This is a genomic window from Chryseobacterium vietnamense (assembly GCF_031454475.1).
In the GTDB taxonomy this organism is placed as follows: Bacteria; Bacteroidota; Bacteroidia; order Flavobacteriales; family Weeksellaceae; genus Chryseobacterium; species Chryseobacterium vietnamense.
In genome coordinates, this window is the sequence record NZ_JAVDQX010000002.1 from 477,184 (window position 1) to 500,007 (window position 22,824).

General features: G+C 36.3%; 21 protein-coding genes. 6 read left to right on the plus strand and 15 right to left on the minus strand.

Annotated elements, in window-relative coordinates; genetic code table 11:
* The first annotated feature begins 36 nt into the window (after nucleotides 1-36).
* Nucleotides 37-2,163 carry a helix-turn-helix domain-containing protein gene (locus J2786_RS11415; RefSeq protein WP_047434949.1) on the plus strand — a complete coding sequence of 709 codons (2,127 nt, stop codon included), beginning with the start codon at nucleotides 37-39 and terminating at the stop codon, nucleotides 2,161-2,163.
* 32 nt (nucleotides 2,164-2,195) lie between these two features.
* Here the strand turns inward: J2786_RS11415 and J2786_RS11420 are convergent, their stop codons facing one another.
* Nucleotides 2,196-3,044, minus strand: a complete 849-nt coding sequence (locus tag J2786_RS11420; RefSeq protein ID WP_047434947.1) for a M12 family metallopeptidase — start codon at nucleotides 3,042-3,044, stop codon at nucleotides 2,196-2,198.
* Between the two features lie 306 nt (nucleotides 3,045-3,350).
* On the opposite strand from J2786_RS11420, the gene J2786_RS11425 reads away from it, so the two are divergent.
* The 3 genes from J2786_RS11425 (at nucleotide 3,351) to J2786_RS11435 (ending at nucleotide 6,225) form a co-directional block, all read left to right on the plus strand.
* On the plus strand, nucleotides 3,351-4,355 hold the full coding sequence (locus tag J2786_RS11425; RefSeq protein WP_047434944.1) for an LLM class flavin-dependent oxidoreductase: 1,005 nt from the start codon (nucleotides 3,351-3,353) through the stop codon (nucleotides 4,353-4,355).
* A gap of 68 nt (nucleotides 4,356-4,423) precedes the next feature.
* Nucleotides 4,424-5,545, plus strand: a complete 1,122-nt coding sequence (gene ribB, locus J2786_RS11430; RefSeq protein ID WP_047434942.1) for a 3,4-dihydroxy-2-butanone-4-phosphate synthase — start codon at nucleotides 4,424-4,426, stop codon at nucleotides 5,543-5,545.
* A 98-nt stretch (nucleotides 5,546-5,643) separates the two neighbouring features.
* Nucleotides 5,644-6,225 (plus strand): Crp/Fnr family transcriptional regulator, encoded by a 582-nt coding sequence (locus tag J2786_RS11435; RefSeq protein ID WP_047434941.1) that lies wholly within the window; start codon nucleotides 5,644-5,646, stop codon nucleotides 6,223-6,225.
* A 73-nt stretch (nucleotides 6,226-6,298) separates the two neighbouring features.
* Here J2786_RS11435 and fmt read toward each other — a convergent pair whose 3' ends face one another.
* From fmt to folK, 6 genes are all read right to left on the minus strand, one after another.
* Nucleotides 6,299-7,246 (minus strand): methionyl-tRNA formyltransferase, encoded by a 948-nt coding sequence (gene fmt, locus J2786_RS11440; protein WP_047434939.1) that lies wholly within the window; start codon nucleotides 7,244-7,246, stop codon nucleotides 6,299-6,301.
* A gap of 150 nt (nucleotides 7,247-7,396) precedes the next feature.
* Nucleotides 7,397-9,304, minus strand: coding sequence for a RecQ family ATP-dependent DNA helicase (locus J2786_RS11445; protein ID WP_310025242.1), 1,908 nt, complete (start codon nucleotides 9,302-9,304; stop codon nucleotides 7,397-7,399).
* Between the two features lie 77 nt (nucleotides 9,305-9,381).
* Entirely contained in the window at nucleotides 9,382-10,821 is a 1,440-nt protein-coding gene (locus J2786_RS11450) for an OmpA family protein (protein ID WP_047434936.1), read from the minus strand.
* 208 nt (nucleotides 10,822-11,029) lie between these two features.
* Nucleotides 11,030-12,559 (minus strand): OmpA family protein, encoded by a 1,530-nt coding sequence (locus J2786_RS11455; RefSeq protein ID WP_047434933.1) that lies wholly within the window; start codon nucleotides 12,557-12,559, stop codon nucleotides 11,030-11,032.
* 53 nt (nucleotides 12,560-12,612) lie between these two features.
* Nucleotides 12,613-13,728 carry a hypothetical protein gene (locus J2786_RS11460; protein WP_047434931.1) on the minus strand — a complete coding sequence of 372 codons (1,116 nt, stop codon included), beginning with the start codon at nucleotides 13,726-13,728 and terminating at the stop codon, nucleotides 12,613-12,615.
* 17 nt (nucleotides 13,729-13,745) lie between these two features.
* On the minus strand, nucleotides 13,746-14,162 hold the full coding sequence (gene folK, locus J2786_RS11465) for a 2-amino-4-hydroxy-6-hydroxymethyldihydropteridine diphosphokinase (protein WP_047434928.1): 417 nt from the start codon (nucleotides 14,160-14,162) through the stop codon (nucleotides 13,746-13,748).
* Between the two features lie 20 nt (nucleotides 14,163-14,182).
* Here folK and sppA point away from each other — a divergent pair, with 20 nt between their 5' ends.
* Nucleotides 14,183-15,940, plus strand: a complete 1,758-nt coding sequence (gene sppA / locus J2786_RS11470; RefSeq protein WP_047434925.1) for a signal peptide peptidase SppA — start codon at nucleotides 14,183-14,185, stop codon at nucleotides 15,938-15,940.
* Between the two features lie 76 nt (nucleotides 15,941-16,016).
* On the opposite strand, the gene J2786_RS11475 is transcribed toward sppA, so the two are convergent.
* The 7 genes from J2786_RS11475 to rpmB all read right to left on the minus strand — a co-directional run bounded on the left by J2786_RS11475 (nucleotide 16,017) and on the right by rpmB (nucleotide 19,588).
* Complete coding sequence (locus J2786_RS11475) at nucleotides 16,017-16,277, minus strand: GlsB/YeaQ/YmgE family stress response membrane protein (RefSeq protein WP_034694983.1); 261 nt, start codon at nucleotides 16,275-16,277, stop codon at nucleotides 16,017-16,019.
* A gap of 73 nt (nucleotides 16,278-16,350) precedes the next feature.
* Nucleotides 16,351-17,304 (minus strand): signal recognition particle-docking protein FtsY, encoded by a 954-nt coding sequence (gene ftsY / locus J2786_RS11480; protein ID WP_034694984.1) that lies wholly within the window; start codon nucleotides 17,302-17,304, stop codon nucleotides 16,351-16,353.
* A gap of 15 nt (nucleotides 17,305-17,319) precedes the next feature.
* Nucleotides 17,320-17,787, minus strand: coding sequence for a RidA family protein (locus J2786_RS11485; RefSeq protein WP_052187130.1), 468 nt, complete (start codon nucleotides 17,785-17,787; stop codon nucleotides 17,320-17,322).
* Nucleotides 17,788-17,944: 157 nt separating this feature from the next.
* A complete protein-coding gene (locus tag J2786_RS11490) occupies nucleotides 17,945-18,901 on the minus strand; it encodes an MBL fold metallo-hydrolase (protein WP_047434919.1) in 957 nt (318 codons plus the stop codon).
* A gap of 82 nt (nucleotides 18,902-18,983) precedes the next feature.
* Complete coding sequence (locus J2786_RS11495; RefSeq protein WP_002976755.1) at nucleotides 18,984-19,136, minus strand: DUF4295 domain-containing protein; 153 nt, start codon at nucleotides 19,134-19,136, stop codon at nucleotides 18,984-18,986.
* Nucleotides 19,137-19,156: 20 nt separating this feature from the next.
* Nucleotides 19,157-19,339: a 50S ribosomal protein L33 gene (gene rpmG, locus J2786_RS11500; RefSeq protein WP_027373683.1), complete on the minus strand. Its 183-nt coding sequence runs from the start codon at nucleotides 19,337-19,339 to the stop codon at nucleotides 19,157-19,159.
* Between the two features lie 6 nt (nucleotides 19,340-19,345).
* Entirely contained in the window at nucleotides 19,346-19,588 is a 243-nt protein-coding gene (rpmB, locus tag J2786_RS11505) for a 50S ribosomal protein L28 (RefSeq protein WP_002976757.1), read from the minus strand.
* 270 nt (nucleotides 19,589-19,858) lie between these two features.
* On the opposite strand from rpmB, the gene J2786_RS11510 reads away from it, so the two are divergent.
* Nucleotides 19,859-21,541 (plus strand): T9SS type A sorting domain-containing protein, encoded by a 1,683-nt coding sequence (locus J2786_RS11510; RefSeq protein WP_082002029.1) that lies wholly within the window; start codon nucleotides 19,859-19,861, stop codon nucleotides 21,539-21,541.
* A 61-nt stretch (nucleotides 21,542-21,602) separates the two neighbouring features.
* On the opposite strand, the gene J2786_RS11515 is transcribed toward J2786_RS11510, so the two are convergent.
* On the minus strand, nucleotides 21,603-22,820 hold the full coding sequence (locus tag J2786_RS11515; protein WP_156121583.1) for a hypothetical protein: 1,218 nt from the start codon (nucleotides 22,818-22,820) through the stop codon (nucleotides 21,603-21,605).
* Nucleotides 22,821-22,824: the final 4 nt, after the last annotated feature.

The window sequence follows — 22,824 nt, forward strand, 5'->3', positions numbered from 1 at the left end:
AAGAAATTCAAATTCATTTCCGTATTTTTGACGAAGATGAATAATCATTTTTTTGACTTAATAGAGTATACCAACAGAAGCGTTTTTTTAACCGGGAAAGCCGGAACAGGAAAGACGACATTTCTTAATGATTTTGTACGGCGCACAAAGAAAAAGCATATTGTAGTGGCTCCCACGGGAATCGCTGCCATTAATGCAGGAGGAGTAACCATCCATTCCATGTTTGGGCTGCCGTTAAGAACCTTTCTTCCTACTACAGAAAGGATAGATACCAGTTTGGCCAATAATATTGCCGATCTGATGCCTCATTTCAAATACCGTAAAGATAAGCTGAAGCTTCTGAGAGAGGTTGAAATTATCATTATCGATGAGGTTTCAATGCTGAGGGCTGATGTGCTGGATATGATGGATTTTTCTTTGAGATTTATCAGAAGGAATAATCAGAGATTTGGAGGGGTACAGATGCTCTTTATCGGAGATTTGTTTCAACTTCCTCCGGTGGTAAGGGATGAGCATATCCTGAAAATGTATTACAATTCACCCTTCTTTTTTGACAGCCATGCCATTAAGGAAATTCCAATTGTCACCATTGAGCTTACAAAAGTATACAGACAATCTGATGAAGAGTTCCTGGAAATTCTGAATGCAATCCGTGACGGTGATGTGGATAATATAGACTTTAATCATCTCAATGAAAGATATGATCCTGATTTTGATATGGGAAAAGAATCTTATGTATATCTGTGTTCTCACAACAAAATGGCAGATGAAATCAACCAGGAAAAACTGGCGGAAATTAAAGTTGATCCTCAGGTGTATGAAGCTAAACTGGTGGGGGATTTTAAAGAAAATCAATTCCCGAACGAACAGTTTTTAGAATTGAAAATAGGAGCTCAGATCATGTTTATCCGAAATGATATTTCCGGTGAGAAGAAATATTTTAACGGAAAACTGGGCGAGATTATCGGGTTGGACGAAAACGAAATCCGTGTTGTTCTGGATGAAAGTGAGAGGGAAATTGTTGTAAAAAGAGAAACCTGGGAACAGAAAAAATATTTTCTTGATACGGATAAAAATATCAAAGAGGAAGTGTTGGGAAGTTTCGAACAGTTTCCTATCAAATTGGCATGGGCCGTTACGATTCATAAAAGTCAGGGATTAACGTTTGATAAAGTGATTATTGATGCCGGGAAAAGTTTTACTGCCGGACAGGTATATGTTGCTTTATCCCGTTGCAGAACCTTGGAAGGAATTGTTTTAAAATCAAAAATTACTCCCGAAGTAATCTTCAAGGATAACAGGATTCTGCATTTCCATACGGATACTATTGCCAATGATCATGTAGAAGCTATCCTGAATCAGGAAAAATATGATTACAGCATCAGAAAAGTATTGCGTACGTTAGACTGTACATGGTTTTTGAAAGAAGTGGAGGAGTGGAATAACCTTTCCATTGTCACCAAGAATATTGACCATGTTAAAACCAAACAGCTTTATCTTCAGCTGAAACATGAAGCAGTAAATCTTGGAAAAATATTTGAAAAACTGGAACGTATCATTTTTCAGAAAGTCAATAATTTTATTGAACAGAAAGAAGAATGGTCCGAAATTGAAAGCAAATCAAAAGGCGCTGTTAACTTCTTCTTTACAGAAATCAGAAATAAAATTTTCGATCCTTTGAAAGATTTTTATGCCGAAATAAAGGGCGCGAAAGGCTTAAAACAATACAACGAAGAATTTAAAAGCTGGCTGGAAGATATTGAAGAATATCTGAACAGCCTGAGAGACATTCACCTTCTTGAAACGAAACTTTTAGATGAAAAGAATGATAAAGAAATCAATCTGAAAATTGCTAAAGTTCCGTCACAGGTTTTAACCTTCCAGTTGTTTGAACAGGGAAAAACCATAGGAGAAATTGCCTTGGAAAGAGGATTGGTGAAAGAAACCGTTATTGGCCATCTTGCCAAATTTGCCGAGCAGGGATTACTGGATATTTCCCGAGTCATTACTTCAGATAAGATCAAGGCTTTTGAAGATGAGTTCTACAAAAACCCGCATGAAACATTGACTGAATGGAAAAATGCACTGCCCAATCATTTTGAATTTAACGAAATCAGGATTTTAATTAATCATTATAATTATAAAAAAGAAAAGAACTCATAAGAGTTCTTTTTTTGATATGAATTTTTTGAAAACTAAGGATACATCGCATTGATGGTATTGATGTCTCCGGTAGTAAATCCGGTTCTGCTATAAGTAAAATTACTGTTATCAGCTCTGGTAATCGTTGGCAGTCCATTTTTAGAATAAGAGGTTGGCCAATACATCATCACAGAATTAATATTGAAAGGTCCTATATCTGTTCCGGAATTATAGATATTGAAATTATAAGACTGTCCGCTTTGGATATTGTTCCACAGGATTTTTACATATTGATCTCTGTCTTTACGCGTATGTTCGTGGTAAAGTCCCACAGTATGTCCCATTTCATGAATGACTGAGCCTACAGAAATATACTGATCCAAAGAAATAGTTTGTTTTCCACCCCGATATCCGATATGGGCCCAGCCATCAGATCCTGATGAGCTTCCGAAAATAAATTCAACATAATTAGACTGGTTGGTACGGTAGATCCATTGCGTATTCGTTTTATTATTGTACTCGCTGATGGCAGAATTGATTTTATTAATATTAATGGAACCCATATTGCTGGCAATGGTATAATAGATTTTCCCATTAGGCCATCTTGAATAACTGGCACCGCCTTTATTAACTTCATTACCTTCTGATAGTTGTTTGTCTGTAAGAACAATATCTCCCTGAAAGAAATTCATTCCGTTTTTTCTTTCATAGGTAATTTCCTGGCCATTCAATTGTCCTTTTTTTACATTGTCTGCGTTGAAGGCATTGGCTTGAGCTTCAGAAGCAATTTCCTCATTGTTTTTACTACAAGAGGAAAATGTAGCTGCAATAAGAAAACTCATAAACACAGTTTTTCCTGTCAGCATCTGCTTATAAAACAGGCTGTTTGTTTTTTTGATCATATTAAAGTTTTTAAAAATTTGGTATACGAATATAATGAATATCTCTCTTTTTATTGAATTATTTTTGTTAAAATATATTTTTTAATGCGATTATTTAATTTTAAACTCACATAAGCAAAACGATGTAAACAAAAATTTTATTCCAATAGTTTTTCCCTGAACTGACCAATTGTTTTTATTAATTACAAAAAGTAACTAATGCAGTTTTTATGTTTTAAATTTGTTTGGTTTTTAAGAACTCAATTTAGAATATGAAATTGACAGAGGAGATTCACTATCACCTTTGGAAAAATTAACGATCTCAATATGAAAAATTTTGAAATTTCTGTTTTAGATCTTGCGCCGGTAAAGCAGGATAAAAGCATTCACGATACTTTTCAGGACAGCTTATCATTAGCGAATCATGCTGAAAATTTAAATTATAAAAGATTCTGGCTGGCAGAGCACCATAATATGGAAAGTATTGCCAGTTCAGCAACCTCTGTTTTAATTGGTTTCATTGCCAACGGAACGAAAACTATAAGGGTAGGTTCGGGAGGAATTATGCTCCCTAACCACAGCTCCCTGATCATAGCAGAACAATTTGGAACTTTGGAATCTTTGTTTCCGGGAAGAATTGATCTTGGATTAGGGAGAGCACCAGGAACAGACGGACTTACTGCACAAGCTTTGGGAAGAAACCCAGCTATCATCAACGAACAGTTTCCAAGACAGATTCTTGAACTTCAAAGATATTTTTCAAAAGAAAATTCGGATGCGATGGTTCGTGCCATTCCCGGAGAAGGACTTGATATCCCGCTTTATATTCTGGGATCCAGTACAGACAGTGCATGGCTGGCTGCAGAACTAGGTTTGCCGTACGCATTTGCAGGACATTTTGCTCCTGAGCAGATGGAAATGGCTTTTAAAATCTACAGAGAACATTTTGAACCGTCAAAATATCTGGACAAACCTTATATCATCGCTTGCGTTAATGGTGTGGCAGCAGAAACTTCAGAAGAAGCTCATAAAATATCCACGACTTTATTTCAGGCATTCATCAATATTGTAAGAAACGACAGAAAACCTTTTGCTCCACCCGTGGATGATATGGATGAAATCTGGTCCCCGATGGAAAAATCCATGGTGTTGCAGAAACTGAGATATACCTTTATCGGAGATCAGGCTGAAGTTCAGGAAAAACTTAAAGATTTCCAGGAAAGATTCCAGGTTGATGAGCTGATGATCAACTCACATATTTATGATCATCAGAAAAGATTGAGATCTTACGAGATTTTCAGAGAGGCAGCAGACTCCTTATCCAAAGCGTAATAAACCATCCATAATTAATTGGCAGATGCTTATTTTTATGAGTATCTTTGCAAAAATAAAAAGTAAAAATGTCCGATATTAAATTAAATACTATTCCAGAGGCTATTGAAGACCTTAAAAATGGTAAAATAATCATAGTAGTAGATGATGAAGACAGAGAAAATGAAGGTGATTTTCTTTGTGCTGCAGAACTGACAACGCCGGAAATTATCAATTTTATGGCACTTCACGGAAGAGGACTGATCTGTATGCCGCTTCCTGAAAAAAGATGTGATGAGCTCGGCCTTGAAGTAATGGTAAGCAGAAGCAGCGATCCTAAAGAAACTGCCTTCACCGTATCCGTTGACCTTCTGGGTAACGGAACATCTACCGGAATTTCTGCAGGTGACAGAGCAAAAACAATTTTAGCACTGATGGATGAAAAATCCAAACCTACAGACTTTATGAGACCTGGTCACATTTTCCCGCTTCGTGCAAGAAAAGGTGGTGTATTGAAAAGAGCCGGACATACTGAAGCTGCAATCGATCTTACGAATTTAGCTGGGTTGAAAGAAGGAGGAGTGATCTGTGAGATCATGAATGAAGATGGTACAATGTCCCGTCTGCCGGAACTTCACGCTTTTGCGCAAAAACACGATATGAAGATCGTTTCTATCGAAGACCTGATCCATTATCAGCTTAAAAAAGGAAATCTGGTAGAAAGACTTGAAGAGAAAAAAGTAAAAACACATTATGGTGATTTTGATTTTTATGCTTTCAGAGAAACTTCCAATGAACAGATCCACTTTGCATTGACAAAAGGAACATGGACAGTAGATGAGCCTGTTTTGGTAAGAGTACAGTCTTCAGATTCTTATTTCGATGTACTGACAAGATTAAATAATGGTGAGAAACCCCTGTTGGAAAAAGTAACAGGTATGGTTAATGAAGCTGGAAAAGGTGCCATCATTTTCATTAATAACGTTTCAAACTCTGAAAATACATTGAGAAAGCTTCAGCAGTTCCTGAACTATCAGGACGGTCAGGAGCAGCATCCTACATTAGCGTACAACTACAGAGATTATGGAATCGGAACGCAGATTCTGAAGAATTTAGGAATCAATAAGTTTAAAGTAATCACTCAAAACCCTAATATCAAACCTCAGGTTGGAGGATATGATGTAGAGGTTACTGAGATGGTACAACTCTAGTAAATGAACAGTCAATAATGAATTTTTCATAATAAATGACTGTTGTAATATAAAATATAAGGTTTAGGATTTTTCTAAACCTTTTTTATTTTTAAACCATGACTGAATCTTTAAAAAAACATATCCGGGGATATATTGAAATTTCAGACGAAAAGCTGGAGAAATACTGTAGTGCTTTCAGTGTAAGGAAAATCAAGAAAAAAGAATTCCTCTTAAAAGAAGGGGAAATTTGCGAATTTGAAGGGTTTGTCGTTAGCGGATGTTTTAAAGTTTTTCATACCCATCATAATGCAGCCGAACAGATATTGTATTTTGGAATTGAAAACTGGTGGATCTCCGATATTGATAGTTTTGTAAACCGTATTCCCTCAAAACTTAATATTCAGGCGCTTGAGGATAGTGAAATTCTTCTTATTCCCAAAAAAGAAAAAGAAAAACTGTATGCCGAAATGCCGGAGATTGAAAGATTAATGAGACTTAAATTTCAAAAATCAATTATAGCATTGCAGCGCAGAATTATTGATAATCTAAGCAAACCGTCAGATGAAAGGTATGTAGAATTTTTAAAAGATTATCCACAAACAGCCAACCGGCTTACCAATATTCAGATTGCGGCTTATCTGGGAGTAACTCCGGAATTTATAAGCAGAATCCGAAAGAAAATTGTCAGCAAAAGCTGATGGCTGAAAATAAAAAGTCCCGAAAGTTTATCTGTAAACACTTCGGGACTTTTTTATGCTGGATCATGATCTGTTAGCTTAATGCAATTCCGTCAAAGTTTCGGAAGCCATTCAGAAAATCTTTTACCATCATTCTTTTTTTTCCTTCCAATTGGAGTTCCAAAGGATAATAAATTCCGTCCTGGGTATAGATTTTAAATTCATTTTTTGAAATATCGAGACTTCCGGCTGGTTTTCCATGAACAGAAAGTTCAAACTTTCCCCCGAATATTTTTAATCCTTTTTCTTCATTGTCAATCTTTAAAGTGGTGAAAGCTGCAGGATAGGGTGACATTCCCAGAATAAACTGATGAATGGTTTTTGAAGGCTGCTCCCAATTGATTCTCGTATCTTCCTTGAAAATTTTATAGGCATTTTTAGGATGTTCTACGTGGGGTTGAGGCTTTTCTTCAATTGCATTTTCAGCAAGACCATCCAGGGTTTTTACAACAAGACCTGAACCCATTTCCATTAGTCTGTCATGAAGGCTTCCTGCATTTTCATCAGGTAAAATTTCCATTTCCTCCTGAAGAAGAATATTACCTTCATCAATTTTTTCATTAATAAAGAAAGTCGTTGCTCCGGTTTTTTCTTCTCCGTTGATTACAGCATAATTGATGGGCGCAGCACCTCTGTAATCAGGAAGCAATGAAGCATGAAGATTGAAGGTTCCCATTTTAGGCATTTCAAAAAGTACTTTAGGCATCATTCTGAATGCTACCACAACAAAAACATCAGCATCCAGTTTTCTAAGTTCTTCGAGAAACTCCGGGTTTCTCAACTTTTCCGGCTGAAAAACAGGAATATTATTTTCTTCTGCATAGATTTTTACCGGGGATTGGTGAATTTTCTGTCCACGCCCGCTGGCTTTATCAGCAACGGTGACAACGCCTACCACCTGATGATGAGATTGATGAATAGCCTCCAAAGAGGTTTTTGCAAACTCAGGAGTTCCTAAAAAAACGACTTTCAATGATTTCATACTGCAAAGATAAGTTTTTGATCTGAGAGTCGGATGATATTGGAGTTTGAGGGTAAGAGAGTTTTAGGGTGTGAGAGTTTGAGAGCAGTGGATTTAGGCAGGTTGAGATCATAATGTTTATAATACTCATTGCTCATTATCCATTACTCATTACTCATGATTCAGCGCATACGTTCTGAAATTCAGCATTCTTACCTTTCCTGAATCCAAAAGAAAGATCAGGTTTTCCAGTATATTTTCTTTGGAATGGTAACTGAGCTGGATAGACAGTTCTTCAATAGTAGCTGATTTTTTAGCTAGTAAGCTGATGATTTGCTGAGAAATATTTTTTCCAAAGATAGACTGCTTATTTTTTTCACAGACAGAACACTGACCACAGTTTTTGGAATTTTTTTCACCAAAGTAGGCTAGGATAAGTTTCATTTTACAGTAGTCATTGTTTTCTACGTAAAATTTCATCTCTTCCCATTTCTGAATTTTGTTCCTTTGAATATGTTCAAATAATTTCCAGTAAGCACTATTCACAGCTCTTTCATCGCGGGGTTTCAGGAATTTGATACTTGCCAGTGCCCCATCAATATATTCAAGATAATTCTTTTGCTGAAGTTCTTTCAAACGTTCTTTGATCAAAGGAACACTGATATTGATTTTGTTGCTTACCTGCTGCTCACTGAACATTACTTTGTGGGTTGTAATCCCGGATATGTTTCGGAAAAGAAGCTCTATAAAATGGGCATCCTTCTGGGGGAGCTGGTCTATCTCATCAGCTTTAATGAAAAGTTCAAGCGAAGACAGGCTTTTATAATCGTTGTAGTAAACAATTTCCTGGTTGTGGAGAAAATTGAGTACATTGTTGATCTTGGCTTTAGACAGTTTTGTGAAATTCTGTATACTAAGGCTGTTCAGTTGAAATGTTTTTTCCGGAAGTTCGAATTCTGCTACCTGAAAAATAGAGTAGAGGTAGCTGATGATCTTCAAAAACTCAGCTTTGTTGGGGGTCTGATTTTTTAAAACCTGATCAAAATTTAATAATTCCTGTTTGTTCCAAAGCATGAAAGCAAAACTTTCTTTTCCATCTCTTCCGGCTCTTCCGATCTCCTGATAATAGTTTTCCAGAGACGCAGCAGGAGAATAGTGAATGACAAAGCGAACATTGTCTTTGTCAATACCCATTCCAAAGGCGTTAGTAGAAATAAGAACATGATTATCGCTGTTATTCCAAAGATTCTGTCTTGCATTCTTTTCCTTGGTTGTTAGGCCGGCATGAAAATAATCTACATTTTTCAGTTGGTTTTTCTTCAGAAATTCTGCCAGCAGTTCTGCTTCTTTTCTTGTTCTTACATACACAATCCCGGAGTCGTTGCTGTATTTTAAAATATCAAAAACACGTTGGAATTTATCAGATACTTCATCGGTAAAGATTTTGATATTCTCTCTCTTGAAACTCTTTTGAAAAACAAAAGGATTTTTCAGTTCCAGCTTATTTTTGATTTCTTCAAGCACTTTCGGGGTCGCTGTTGCCGTTAAAGCAAGACATGGAATTTCAGGATGATTATTTCTGAATCCTTTTATATTCTGGTAACTGGGTCTGAAATCCTGTCCCCATTCCGAAATACAGTGGGCTTCATCCACGGCAATGAAGGATAACTGAATTTCCTCCATGTTTTGAATAAACTGTGTATTGGTAAGTCTTTCAGGAGAAACGTAGAGCAGTTTTGTAAGCCCTTCCTTGCAACGGTCGTACACTGCTTCCGCATCATATTCATCCAGTTCAGAAGACAGATATTCTGCTTCTATTCCGCGTGATTTAAGCTGATTGACCTGATCTTTCATCAATGCCAGCAAAGGAGATACAACAAGGCAGGTCCCTTCTTTCAATAATGCGGGTAATTGATAGCACAGAGACTTTCCTGCTCCTGTAGGTAACAGAACCAAGGTATCTTTTTCGTTGATAACAGTATTGATAATTTCTTCCTGAGAATCTCTGAAATCGGTATAACCCCAGAAATACTTAAGAGTATCATATTTTAGCTTTTGAAAATCCTGCGGAGAAATCATGTTGTAAAAATAAGGAAAGATTTAGACAAAAAAAGTCACGCAGGGCGTGACTTTCATATGATATATCAATATATTTATTATTTAGCTTCGAAGTATACTCTTCTATTGGCTCTGTTTTTCCATTCAGGGCACTTCGTTGCTGGTTCACACTCAGGGTATTTAAGGTCTTTTTCACCTTTTCCTACAGCCTGTAGTTTACCTGTTTGAACACCGTTTTTGATCAGATAGTTCTTAACGTTGTTTGCTCTTCTCTCTGATAGTTTTTGGTTGTAAGCATCAGTACCTCTTGTATCAGTAGCTCCGATTACATTGTAAGAACCAGTTGAAGAATTAATATAGTTTACAGCGTTATTTAAAATTGGAGTATTTGATGGTAAAATTCTGTCAGAATTTAAATCAAATTCAATTCCCTCCAACTTAGTTTCTGTTTCTACTACAGGTCCGGTTGTAGCTACAGGACATCCGTTGTTTTCAACAGGTCCTGGAACTGTTACACACTTATCGTAAAGGTCAATTACACCATCCAGGTCAGTATCCAATGCAACTCCGGCACCGTCCACTCTAGCACCTGCAGGTGTATCAAGCTGTCTGTCCCAATCGTCGCATACCCCGTCGTTATCAGCATCTCCTTTTTTACATACTTCAATATCCTGGTTTTTATTAGCCAGTACATCAAGTTTATAATAGATTTCCTGAAGTGGGTCATGCCACATTAAGTGAGATTCGTGTTTTCCAAGTTTAACGGAAAGACCCAAAGTAGCATTGAAGAAGTTGTCAGAAACCTGCTCAGAACGCTTGTTGATAGCGCTGTATTTATCTCCTCCACCGTCAAATTCATCATCACCGGTTACTACATACATTAATCTACCTTCAATATCGATTCTTCTGTTCACTTTGAATTTAAGACCAGTACCAGCCTGCATGAACATAGAACCTAGTTCAAAAGGTTTGATTTCAGTCATTAATGTCTGTCTGTTATTTCCGGTTTTCTGGTATGCTCTGTAGGCAATAGTACCAATACCTGCATATCCATGAAGTGCCCATCTGTAAGGTGAGTGATTATCAACTCTTCTTAACAGATTCGAGAAGTTAATATCTCCTAAGATAGAGATTGCGTCATACTGAGTTCTTGCTCCTACCGCTGATGCATCTGGTGCAGAATTTTTAGTATTGAACCATCCTTGTCTGGTTTCACCTCTGTCATACTGTAAATTGATCCCAAAAGCATGGGTAATTGCTTTATCAATACTTACATACGCTGAATATCCAAAAAGGTTTTTACCGTTACCATTTTTGATCGACGTCAAATCTGCTGACTGAAGAAGTGGAACACCTACCCCGGCAGAAATAGACCAATCGTTAAATCTTTTAGATTGATTGGTAAATGGGGAAACATTAGCAGATCCCGAAGAAAATGTATTAGGATACTCTCCTTTTGAAACTGCCGTTGAGTCTTGTGCATAAGTGGCAGAAGGAATTGCCAAAGCTAATGCAACAATTGCTAAACTTAATTTCATAGTGTTATTTTTTTAAGTTAAGTTATTTAAATGATTTTTTTACGTTAAAAAGTGATTTTGTGTTAATTTTTTTCAAAACAAACTTACTGATTACTAATATGTTTCATAAAGTTGTCTTAAATAATGATAAAGGTATGTAAAAAAATCGTAGTAAAAAAAAAATAAACCGAAAAGAACAATTCTTTTCGGTTTATGAAGTATTTTAAAATTATTTCTTCTTTTTCTTAGCAGGAACTTTTTTTACTGCTTTTTTTACAGGAGCGTCTTCATAGTCTTTCTTTTTGATAGAATCCCATTCTGAACTTTCTATAAATCTTACCGTAACTTTTCTGTCTGCCATTCTTTCAGCATCTGAAGCCGACGCCGGGATTGTTGCTTCAGCAGAACCAACACCTCTTGATTTCAGCACATTTTCATTAATGCCTCTGTTTTCCAGAGCTCCTACTACAGCAGCTGCTCTTTCTTTAGACAATCTGAGGTTGTACGCTGCATTTCCTTTGATATCTGTATGTCCTGTTAACAAATAATTACCTCCGTTTTCTTTAATAATGGAAGCTGCCAGATCCAATTTTTCGTTAGATTCAGGTCTGATAGTAGCTTTATTAAAGTTGAAGTAAATATCTTTAAGGGTTTTCTCTACTTCTACAGCGGTTTCCTTATTATCTTTTTTAGCAATAGGGCATCCGTTGTTTTCAACAGGTCCTGGAACCGTTACACACTTATCGTAAAGGTCAATTACACCATCCAGGTCAGTATCCAATGCAACTCCGGCACCGTCCACTCTAGCACCTGCAGGTGTATCAAGCTGTCTGTCCCAATCGTCGCATACCCCGTCATTATCAGCATCTCCTTTTTTACATACTTCGATATCCTGGTTTTTATTCGCCAGTACATCAAGTTTATAATAGATTTCCTGAAGTGGGTCATGCCACATTACATGAGACTCGTGCTTTCCTAATTTGAAAGAAAGACCTAAAGTAGCGTTGAAGAAGTTGTCAGAAACCTGTTCAGAACGTTTGTTGATAGCACTGTAAGCATCACCACCTCCGTCAAATTCATCATCACCGGTTACTACATACATTAATCTACCTTCAATATCAATTCTTCTGTTTACTTTAAACTTCACACCTGTACCAGCCTGGAAGAACATAGAACCTAATTCGAAAGGTTTGATTTCGGTCATTAACCTCTGTCTGTTACTTCCGTCTTTCTGGTATGCTCTGTAAGCGATAGTACCGATACCTGCATATCCATGAAGTGCCCATCTGTAAGGAGAGTGATTATCAACTCTTCTTAAAAGGTTTGAGAAGTTAATATCTCCTAAGATAGAGATTGCGTCATACTGAGTTCTTGCTCCTACTGCTGATGCATCTGGTGCTGCATTTTTAGTATTGAACCATCCTTGTCTGGTTTCACCTCTGTCATATTGTAAATTGATCCCAAAAGCATGGGTAATCGCTTTATCAATACTTACATACGCTGAATATCCAAAAAGATTTTTACCGTTACCATTTTTGATGGACGTCAAATCTGCTGACTGAAGAAGGGGAACACCTGCTCCTACAGAGATAGACCAATCATTAAATCTTTTAGATTGGTTGGTAAATGGGGTAACATTGGCAGATCCTGAAGAAAATGTATTAGGGTATTTTCCATTTGAATCTGCAGTTGAGTCTTGTGCATAAGTGGCAGAAGGAATTGCCAAAGCTAATGCTACAATTGCTAAACTTAATTTCATCGTGTATTATTATTTGATTTCTTTTTTGAAAAAAGAAGTTGAAGTCTGTTTAATTATTTAATTGGACATCCGTTATTTTCAACAGGTCCCGGTACAGTTACGCACTTATCATAAAGGTCGATAACTCCATCCAGATCCATATCCAAAGCAACTCCGGCACCATCTACTCTTGCTCCTGCAGGAGTATCAAGCTGTCTGTCCCAATCATCACATACTCCGTCATTATCTGCATCTCCTTTTTCGCAAACAACAAGGTCAGTACTTGCATTTTCAAGAACGCTGGTTCTGTAGTAAGCTTCCTGAAGAGGATCATGCCATGCCAGGTGAGATTCGTGCTTTCCTAATTTGAAAGATACTCCTAAACTTACTGTCCAGGCATTATCAGATCTTCTTGAGTTTAGCATGTTATATTTTGAACCTGGAGTGGAAGGATCATAATCATTAGGATCTGCCCATCCGCCGCCATCGAATTCATCATCACCACTGATGATGTACATGGTTCTTGCCTCAACGTCAATAAGTTTTGAAACATTATATTTTATTCCAACACCTCCCTGATAGAAGATAGAATTGATATCAATGTCTTGCTTAATGAACAAAGGAGTTCTTCTTGGAGTATTGCTCCATCTGAATTCGTCGTTATCATGTAGTGAAGTTCTGAATCCCTGAACTCCAATACCCATATATCCATGGAAAGCCCATCTGTATGGAGAGTGGTTGTCTACTCTTCTGAAGAGATTCGAGAAGTTGATATCCCCTAATAAAGAGATGTTGTCAAATTGTGTTGTTGCAGTAGCTACTCCTGATTTTACACCTGCAGCACCGGGAAGCTGGGCTGTCTGTTTCGTTTCTCCTCTCATATACATTAGGCTTAGCCCGAATGCATGTGTGATTTGTTTGTCCACGCTTACGTAAGCATTGTATCCCCAATTGGTCTTATCCTTGCGGATAGATTTTAAATCGGAGTGTACCATAAATGCAGGACCTCCTCCGACAGAAATAGACCAGTCTCTGAAACGTCTGGCTTTGTTGTCGAAAGTTTGTACATTGGCGGAACCTGAGGAGAATGTATTAGGATACTCTGTGGAAGAGTTTACTGTAGTGCCACTGTTCTGTGCGAACGCAGCAATTGGCAATGACGTAGCCAATAATAATAAACCTAATTTCATACAATATGTTTTATGTTTTAAATAAAATCTTTCAATAATATTCTGGAAAAGTCCCTTTCAAAAAGATGTTTTTTATGAGGGATTTCCAACCTTTCTGATTTAAAATTTAACTCATTATACTTAATGATATCAATGTCTATAATCCTGTCAGTATAACCTCCGGATACTTTTGAATCATTAATTCTTCCCATCTCAACTTCTATATTCTTAATACAATCAAGCAGTTGGATTGGTGAAAGATGAGTGAATATTATTGCTGCAATATTACAAAAAATATTGGAACTGGCAAACTCTACGGGGTCAGACATTAAAAATTCGCTGGTTTGTGAAATGTGATTTCCGGCTTCATTGATCTTCTTTAATGCAAGCTCTACATTTTTTTTTTGCTCTCCTAAGTTACTTCCTAGTAACAAAACGACCTTATGCTGCGACATATTAGAAAATTGATTGATTTATGAGAAGTTTCTTTAAAAATGTTTTGGCAAATATAGTAGCAATTATCATACTTTGCGCTCTATTTTTCATCTTTTTCATTATGATGCTTGTGTTTAGTGCGATGGGGAATGATAAGTCGGTGGCGGTGAAAAAGAACTCAGTTCTTACGATTAATTTAAAGACCAATATAATCGATAGTCCTACGGAAGAAGAGATGGGATTATTCGGTATAGGTGCCCAGAATAAAAGTATCCTTATATATGATGCATTAGAGGCCATCAATAAAGCAAAAACGGATGATAACATTAAAGGAATCAGTATAGAAACTGATTATTTATCTGCCGGGCTTACTCAAATTGATGATCTTAGAAATGCTATCGAAGATTTCAAGAAAAGCGGAAAATTTGTATATGCCTATGGAAACGGGGTATCACAGTCTGCTTATTATTTAGGATCTGTTGCTGATCAATATTATCTGCATCCGGCAGGAATGGTAGAATTAAAAGGTCTGGCTACGGAGGTTACTTTCTTTAAGGATTTTGCCGATAAATACGGAGTTGGAATTGAAGTAATCCGTCATGGTAAATTCAAGTCTGCAGTAGAACCGTTTTTAAGAAATGATATTTCGCCTGAAAATAAAGAACAGTTAAGTACACTTTTGAATGACCTGTGGAAAAATACTTCCAATAAAATGGCAGCATCAAGAAAAATTGATACTGCTCAGTTCAGAATGATTACAGATAGTTTGTATGGAATGATTCCTGAGCAAAGCTTAAAGTATAAACTTGCAGATAAACTGATCCAGAAATCAGAATATGAAGATCTTCTTAAAGCGAAGTTAAGTGTGAAGGATGATGAAAAACTGAACAAAATTTCTTTGACAAGTTATATCAATTCTTATGCGGATGATGATAAATCCGGGGAAAAGATTGCAGTACTTTACGCTTCGGGATCTATTAATAATGGAGATGATTACAATGACATCCATTCTGAGAAATATGTGAAGTATATCAAAAAGCTTCAGGAAGATGATAAAGTGAAAGCTGTTGTTTTCAGAATCAACTCTCCGGGAGGAAGTGCTAATGCTTCAGATGAAATTTTATTTGAATTACAGCAGCTGAAAAAGAAAAAACCATTAATTGTTTCTTTTGGAGACTATGCGGCATCAGGAGGATATTATGTGGCTATGGCTGCAGATAAAATTTATTCAGAGCCTAATACACTTACCGGTTCTATCGGAGTGTTCGGGGTGATGCCTTATTATAAAGATATTGCTGCTAAAAACGGGATCCGTGCAGATATTGTTGCTACCAATGCCAACTCTATGTATTATTCCGGGTTAAACGGAGTGACACCTTATGGAGTGAATATGATGACAAGAAGTGTAGAAGGTACCTATAAGAGATTTGTACATTTTGTGACTCAGAACAGGAAGAAAACTTTTGAGCAGATTGACAATGTAGGAGGCGGTAGAGTATGGAGCGGTGTTCGTGCAAAAGAAATTGGACTGGTAGACGAATTGGGTACTTTAACTGATGCTGTGAAATTTGCAGCACAGAAAGCAGGATTAAAGTCATACCATGTAGAGGCTTTCCCTAAGAGAATGACTCCGTTTGAACAAATCTTCAAAGACCTGAATGAGGAAGATGTTTCTGCCAGAATTATTAAAAATAAGATAGGGAAGTCCAACTATGAAATTTTACAGCAGATCACAAACAAAAAACTACAGTCTGAGGTGAAAATGGAAATGCCTTATCAGATCAGAATCAACAACTAACTAAATTTTATATTGTATACAAAAATCCCGGACCTGAAATTTCAGATCCGGGATTTTATTTTTATCAGCTTTAATATCAGCTTTTCTTTGTTGCCATTCCGTAAATCCAGAGAATAATTAAAGCACCTCCGATTGAGAGAATCCAACTTCTTGGATTCCAGAATGAAGTGACATCTCCCCAGTGTAAAACGTAAACTCCTATAGCTCCACCAACAAATGCTCCAAGAATTCCAAGGATAATAGTGATAAGCCATCCTCCTCCCTGAGTTCCCGGCATGATCATTTTAGCGATAGCACCTGCGATAAGACCGAACAGGATCCATGTAATAATTCCCATAGTTGCAAATTTTTTTATTGTTAATATTTAAAAAATGATTTGTTTGCTAATATAAGGGAAAACATGATATAAATCATCTTTTCTTGAAGAATGAGTCTACAAATTCCGTACCATTAAAGAGTTGTAAATCCTGCATTTTTTCGCCTACACCAATATACTTCACCGGAATTTGGAACTGATCGGAGATTCCGATAACAACACCTCCTTTGGCTGTTCCGTCCAGTTTTGTAACTGCCAAAGCATTGACTTCCGTTGCTGCTGTAAACTGCTTGGCCTGTTCGAAAGCATTTTGTCCTGTAGATCCGTCAAGTACCAATAGAATTTCATGAGGTGCATCAGGAATCACTTTCTGCATTACTCTTTTGATCTTGGACAATTCATTCATCAGGTTGATCTTGTTGTGAAGTCTTCCTGCGGTATCGATGATGACAACGTCTGCATTTTGAGCGACAGCACTTTGTACGGTATCAAATGCTACAGAGGCAGGATCTGATCCCATTTCCTGTTTTACAATAGGAACACCCACTCTTTCGCTCCAGATAACAAGCTGGTCAACGGCGGCAGCTCTAAAGGTATCAGCAGCCCCAAGAACTACTTTTTTACCTTCCGATTTGAACTGGTGAGCCAGTTTTCCAATGGTTGTTGTTTTTCCCACTCCATTTACCCCAACTACCATAATGACATATGGTTTTTTGGAGGTATCTATATTTCCTGTACCTGCATGTGGGTTTTCAAGCAATAATCCTGAAATTTCATCACGAAGAATTTTGTCAAGTTCGTTAACACCTACATATTTATCTCTGGCAACACGTTCTTCAATTCTTTCAATAATTTTGATCGTGGTAGAGGCTCCTACATCGGAAGCAATCAGGACTTCTTCCAGGTCATCCAGAACTTCATCATCTACTTTGCTTTTACCGACTACGGCTTTCGTCATTTTTTCAAAGAATCCCTGGCTGGATTTTTCCAATCCTTTATCTAAGGTTTCTTTTTCTTCCTTTTTGAAAATATTTTTAAACCAACTCATAGTTTTAGTTTATTCTTATTTATTTTTAATCACTGCTGTGGCTTCTACTTCTATCAACACATCATCTCTGAAAAGCCTGTTCACTTCTACAAGGCTGCTTACGGGAGGATTTTGAAGATTAATATACAAATCCCTTACTTTTCTGAAATCAGGTGTTTTTTTGATGTCTGTGGTATAGATTACCAGTTTGATAATATCTTTGCCTGTACCTTCATATTCTTTCAGGATGTTTTCAATGTTTTTGAAAACCTGCTGCGTTTGCTCTTCAATAGTATTTCCTACAAGATTACCTTCAGGATCCAGAGGAACCTGTCCGGATAACAAAATCATTCTGGAATTTCCGCAGTCAATACTTACCGACTGGGATAATCCTTTTATGTTGAAAACTTTAGGCGAACTTTTATATTCTATGGTATTCATTGTTTTCTGACTGAATGAAAATAGAAAAGTTGCTGTGCAGGCCAGAACAAGTATCTTTTTCATACTTTACTGATTAATAATCTGGTGAGCAAAGATAGCAAAAAAACTACCCAAAACAGGAGTTGTTTTTTTATATGTAAACAAAGTCTTTATTATTTTTATTTACTGATATTCCATATCAGGAGTTTTTATTACGGCCTGATAAAGAAACTGATGACAATTACAATTCAAACTCGTCTCCCAGACGTGCGATATTAAAACCTTTTTCAATGACCTGCTTACTCTGTTTGCTGTCCTGATTTAAAATTTTATTGCTATGGTTAAAATGGATAAAGAAAATTCTTTTTTTATATTCCGGTGACAGGTTTTTAAATAGTTCCATACTCTCCACTACAAACGGGTGTGGAATATCCTCAATATTTCTGTATCCTATTTCTTCCGAGTCATAGAATGTACCGTCCAGAAATGCATAATCTACTGTTTTTATAAGTTCTGCAATATTGTGTTTCCACTTGTTCCATTTGTCTATATCCGGAATGAATAGTGCCTTTTTATGAGGACCTTTAATGATGAAACAAACGGTTTCCGAATATTCATCACGATGGGGAACCTGGATAGGAGTAACTTCTAAATTGGAGTTCACCTTTATTGGCACTTCATTCTGCATCTCATAAGGAGCAATATTATTCAAACGGATCAGCTGAGACCATGGCCCATTGGTTTCAAAAAACTTTTTAAGCCTCGGCATGGTATATACAGGAACAGCCTTGGAATTCATAGCTTCTTTCCCCAAAAACATAAGACCTGTATAATGTCCGATGTGGGCATGGGTAATAAAGATACCATCAGGTACAGTTTTCTTCGGAACCGCTGAGTGGTCCATCAGTAATTGCAGTTGTTGGGTGAAATCAGGAGTAGCATCGAAGATGTAATTTTTCTGCAGCCCGTTGTCGATTACTCCCAGAGAAGATACTTTTCTATCCTGCTTAGGATGTTTCCAGAGGTCCATACAGCATTCTTTACGGCATCCGATCTGTGGGGAGCCTGCATCCTGCACATTTCCTAAAATAATAATTTTTACATTCTCCTGAGAACTGCTTTTTTCGTGAATAGTCTGAGAATGATAGGAAGGTCCGGTGAATAGTATCGCGGAAAATAAAATAAACAATTGTTTCATACTGTGTTTTTTATGAAACGAATATAACAAAAAAACTACTCAAATAAATGAGTAGTTTTTTATATTGTAAACCAAGTACTGATTATTTTTTTAAATAACCATCTACTTCGTCAGCATTCATTACTTTTTCTTCGAAAACGTAAGCTCCTGATTTAGAAGACTTAACCATTTTCACCACTTTAGTCATTTTCTTAGACTGACCGCTTTGTAGGGTTGCTACTACTTTCTTTGCCATGGTAAGTTATTATTTATAAATTACTTAATTTCTTTGTGAAGGGTAGATCTCTTAAGAACAGGATTGTATTTTTTCAATTCCAATCTTTCTGTAGTGTTCTTTTTATTTTTTGTAGAAATGTATCTAGACATTCCTGGCATACCACTTTCTTTGTGCTCTGTACATTCAAGGATTACTTGAACTCTATTTCCTTTTTTTGCCATGATTTATTAATTCTTTTTAATCAATCCGTTTCTAGTAGCTCTTTCAATAGCTTCCTCGATTCCAATCTTGTTAATCACTCTCAATCCATGAGCTGATACTTTCAGTGTAACGTGCTTATCTTGCTCCGGAAGGTAAAACTTCTTCTCTAATAAGTTAATTTCAAAACGACGCTTCGTTTTGTTATTAGCGTGAGAAACGTTGTTACCAACCATTGCACGCTTTCCTGTTATTTGGCAAATTCTTGACATATCTCGATGTTCTTATTTGTATAATATTTGAGAGTGCAAAATAACGAAGAATTTTTTAGATAGACAAATCTTTTGAAAAATATTTGCAAATAAGTGGCTGATTAATAATATTGAATTTTTAAAATAGTAGAATCCTTGGGATACAGCAGATAATCAGTGCTGATATATTTCATACAGCCTTTTTTTCACCCAGAAAATTTAATATTCTATCTTTGTTTTTAATTAATCTAAATAAAAACAAATATGAGGAGGATTTATATTTTATTATCTATGTTACCAGTCAGCATCATGGCTCAGAACTTTACTGAGCTACAAACAAGCACGAATAATTTTTATTATGCTGCAGCTGATATTGCGGATATAGACAACAATGGTACGCTGGATATTGTGCTCAACGGAGCAATAGATTCTGATGGCGACGGAAATGTAGACAGTACCTATAATGAAGTATATCAGAATAATGGGATGACCTTGGTGCCGTTTGTAGGATTGGGAGCAGATGTGACCCATCTGGGAGATATTAAATTTATTGATTACAATAATGATGGGTTAATGGATATTATTTCTACAGGACTCAGTTATATGGATGTTGTTAATTATAAACAATACCGATTCAAAAATACGGGGACAGGATTTGTAAAAGAAGCAGAACTGCCTGGTAAAATTTATGGTTCTCTGGAAGTTTTTGATTTTAACCATGACGGGAAACCTGATTATGCCATTAATGGAACTCAATATGCTCATGGAGGAGGTTTTGGAAATAGCTTGGATTATTACAAAAATACAGGCGCCGGTTTTGATCTTACGGAAAATTGGGTAGATGGAACTCAGAGTGGAAGTTTTAAAGTAGTAGACCTTAATAATGATAACCTTCTTGATCTTGTGATTATCGGATCAGATATCAATGGAGATGCGGTATCCAAAGTATATATGAACCAGGCTGGAGTTCTTACCCCTACACAGGATCTTGCACCTGTAGCCGTGGGGAAAATAGATTTTGCAGACTTTAATGCAGATGGTTTCCAGGATATTGTAGTGATGGGAAGAGATGCTAATGATGATGCCTATTTTGCTGTTTTAATGAATGATGGCACCGGAACATTGACTCCTCAGTCGATTGCAGTAAATGATATTTCAGATGTAGCATTGAGTGTTGGAGATTTAAACAACGACGGCTATTACGATTTTATTATTTCAGGAAATGAGAATTACAATGCTGTTGTGAAAACCTATATCTATGATATTACCAATCATACATTCAATGAAGGAACTGTCAATGGCATTACGGCGCTTGGAGGTCCGGGGCTGGTACAGCTTTTTGATTTTAATAATGATCATCATCTGGATATCTTATTAGGAGGATTTGATTGGGCAGCTTCCGATCTTCCTTCACTGACTAAAGTTTTTAAAAATAATTCTACAGCAGTAAACGCAAAACCTACTGCTCCTACTCAATTGAATGTAACTAAAAACGGAAACCGCTTTAATTTTACATGGAGTGGGGCATCAGACGATAAAACTCCGGTGAATGCTTTACGATATGAAATTACGGTAGGAACTGCACAGGGCGCTCAGGATATTGCTAAATATGTAGTAACAACACCATCTTGGTTCCTGGACCTTGATCCGTCCATTCAGAATGTGTACTGGAGTGTGAAATCTATTGATGCTGCAAAAGTATATTCTGATGCTTCTGCACAAAGTGTGTTGGGAACAGTGGAAATTAAATCTGAAAATCAGCTTGTTATCTATCCGAACCCTACGTCAGACAAAGTATATATCAAAGGAGAAAAAGTTTCAGAAGCCGAAATGTATTCTATGGATGGAAGAAAACTGAATGTCAGTATGAATGCAGACCAGTCAATTGATGTTTCTCATTTACCTAAAGGAGTCTATTTATTAAAACTGAAGATAAAAAACGAAATAACCACAAAGAAGCTTACGATTAAGTAATTGAATCAATTCTATCTTCTATCAATGAGAAAAGCCAGACGTCCAGCTGGCTTTTCTTTTTTTATCTGTTTATCTTTTTGATTTTCAATAAATATAAATAGAGTTTACCACTGAAATTCTGAAACACAAAAAGGAAAAATAGGGGGAAATATAACAGGAAATATCTAGGTAATGGTGCTACTGAATAAAACAATAAATAGAAAATGAAAATGACTCCGGGAAATACAGCATCAAATGTGAATCTTAATTTTAGCTTTTGAATGATTGTGTAAATAAAAAGCAAACTAAAAACCAGTAAAATACCAGAGTATAGATACACTATGTAAGCGCTTGTTAAATTATAGTTTCCTGGATAATAATTTAAAAAGTTGATTCCTAATTTTTTTAAACTGTTTGTAATAAATAGTTCAGGGTGCTTGGAAATAAAATTTTTATTGAGCTGCTGCAGATATTGATCTATTTGTTTCTCATCTGTGAAATTCTGACGAAGATATTCATCGGTTAATACCATTTTTTTTGCTGGATCATACGGCAGGTTTTCGCTTGAGAAAATATCATATTTTTCATTATTCCCCTTTGCGAAATTATAATTGAGAGAAGTTGAATAATGAAATACTCCCGTTTTTTCATAGTTTCTTATACACCATGGAAGATAAGCAATGAAAATAAATGCGAAAACAAACAGAAGGTTGTAATATTTCATTCTCTTATATCGGATCAGCATAATTGCTGAGATGATCATTAAGAACAGAAATTCAAACCGGAGGTACAGCCCTGCTATTGAAAATATTGAAATTAATATTACACTTTTTGCAGTGACCATTCGCGATAATTTCAATACTAACGCAAAGAAAATGCAGAATACAGATAATGTAAGAGCAAATGAACTGATTTTTGTAGCGCCTAAAAGAATAGGCGGGAAAAAAATAATACACGCAAAAGCAAAGAAATATCTGTTTTTTATTATTGCATTTTTTTCAAAAGAAAGAACAAGCACTAAAACCGAGAAAAATAAAATGACAGACTGCAGAATACATGAAATCATAACCCACTGCGGTGTCTTAACAATACTTTCTATTAAAAGTAAATAATAAGGATATAAAGGCGGCATATAAGCTGTGGGTTTGCCTAGATAATAATAATCATGATAAATGGAAAAATCTTCCATGATTACCTTCCATTCAAATACAAGACTTGCATTTTTACTCAGAAAGTATACTGTAATACAATACACCAGAAAAATGACAGAATATCTGTATCTGAATATTTTTTCTTTCATGTTA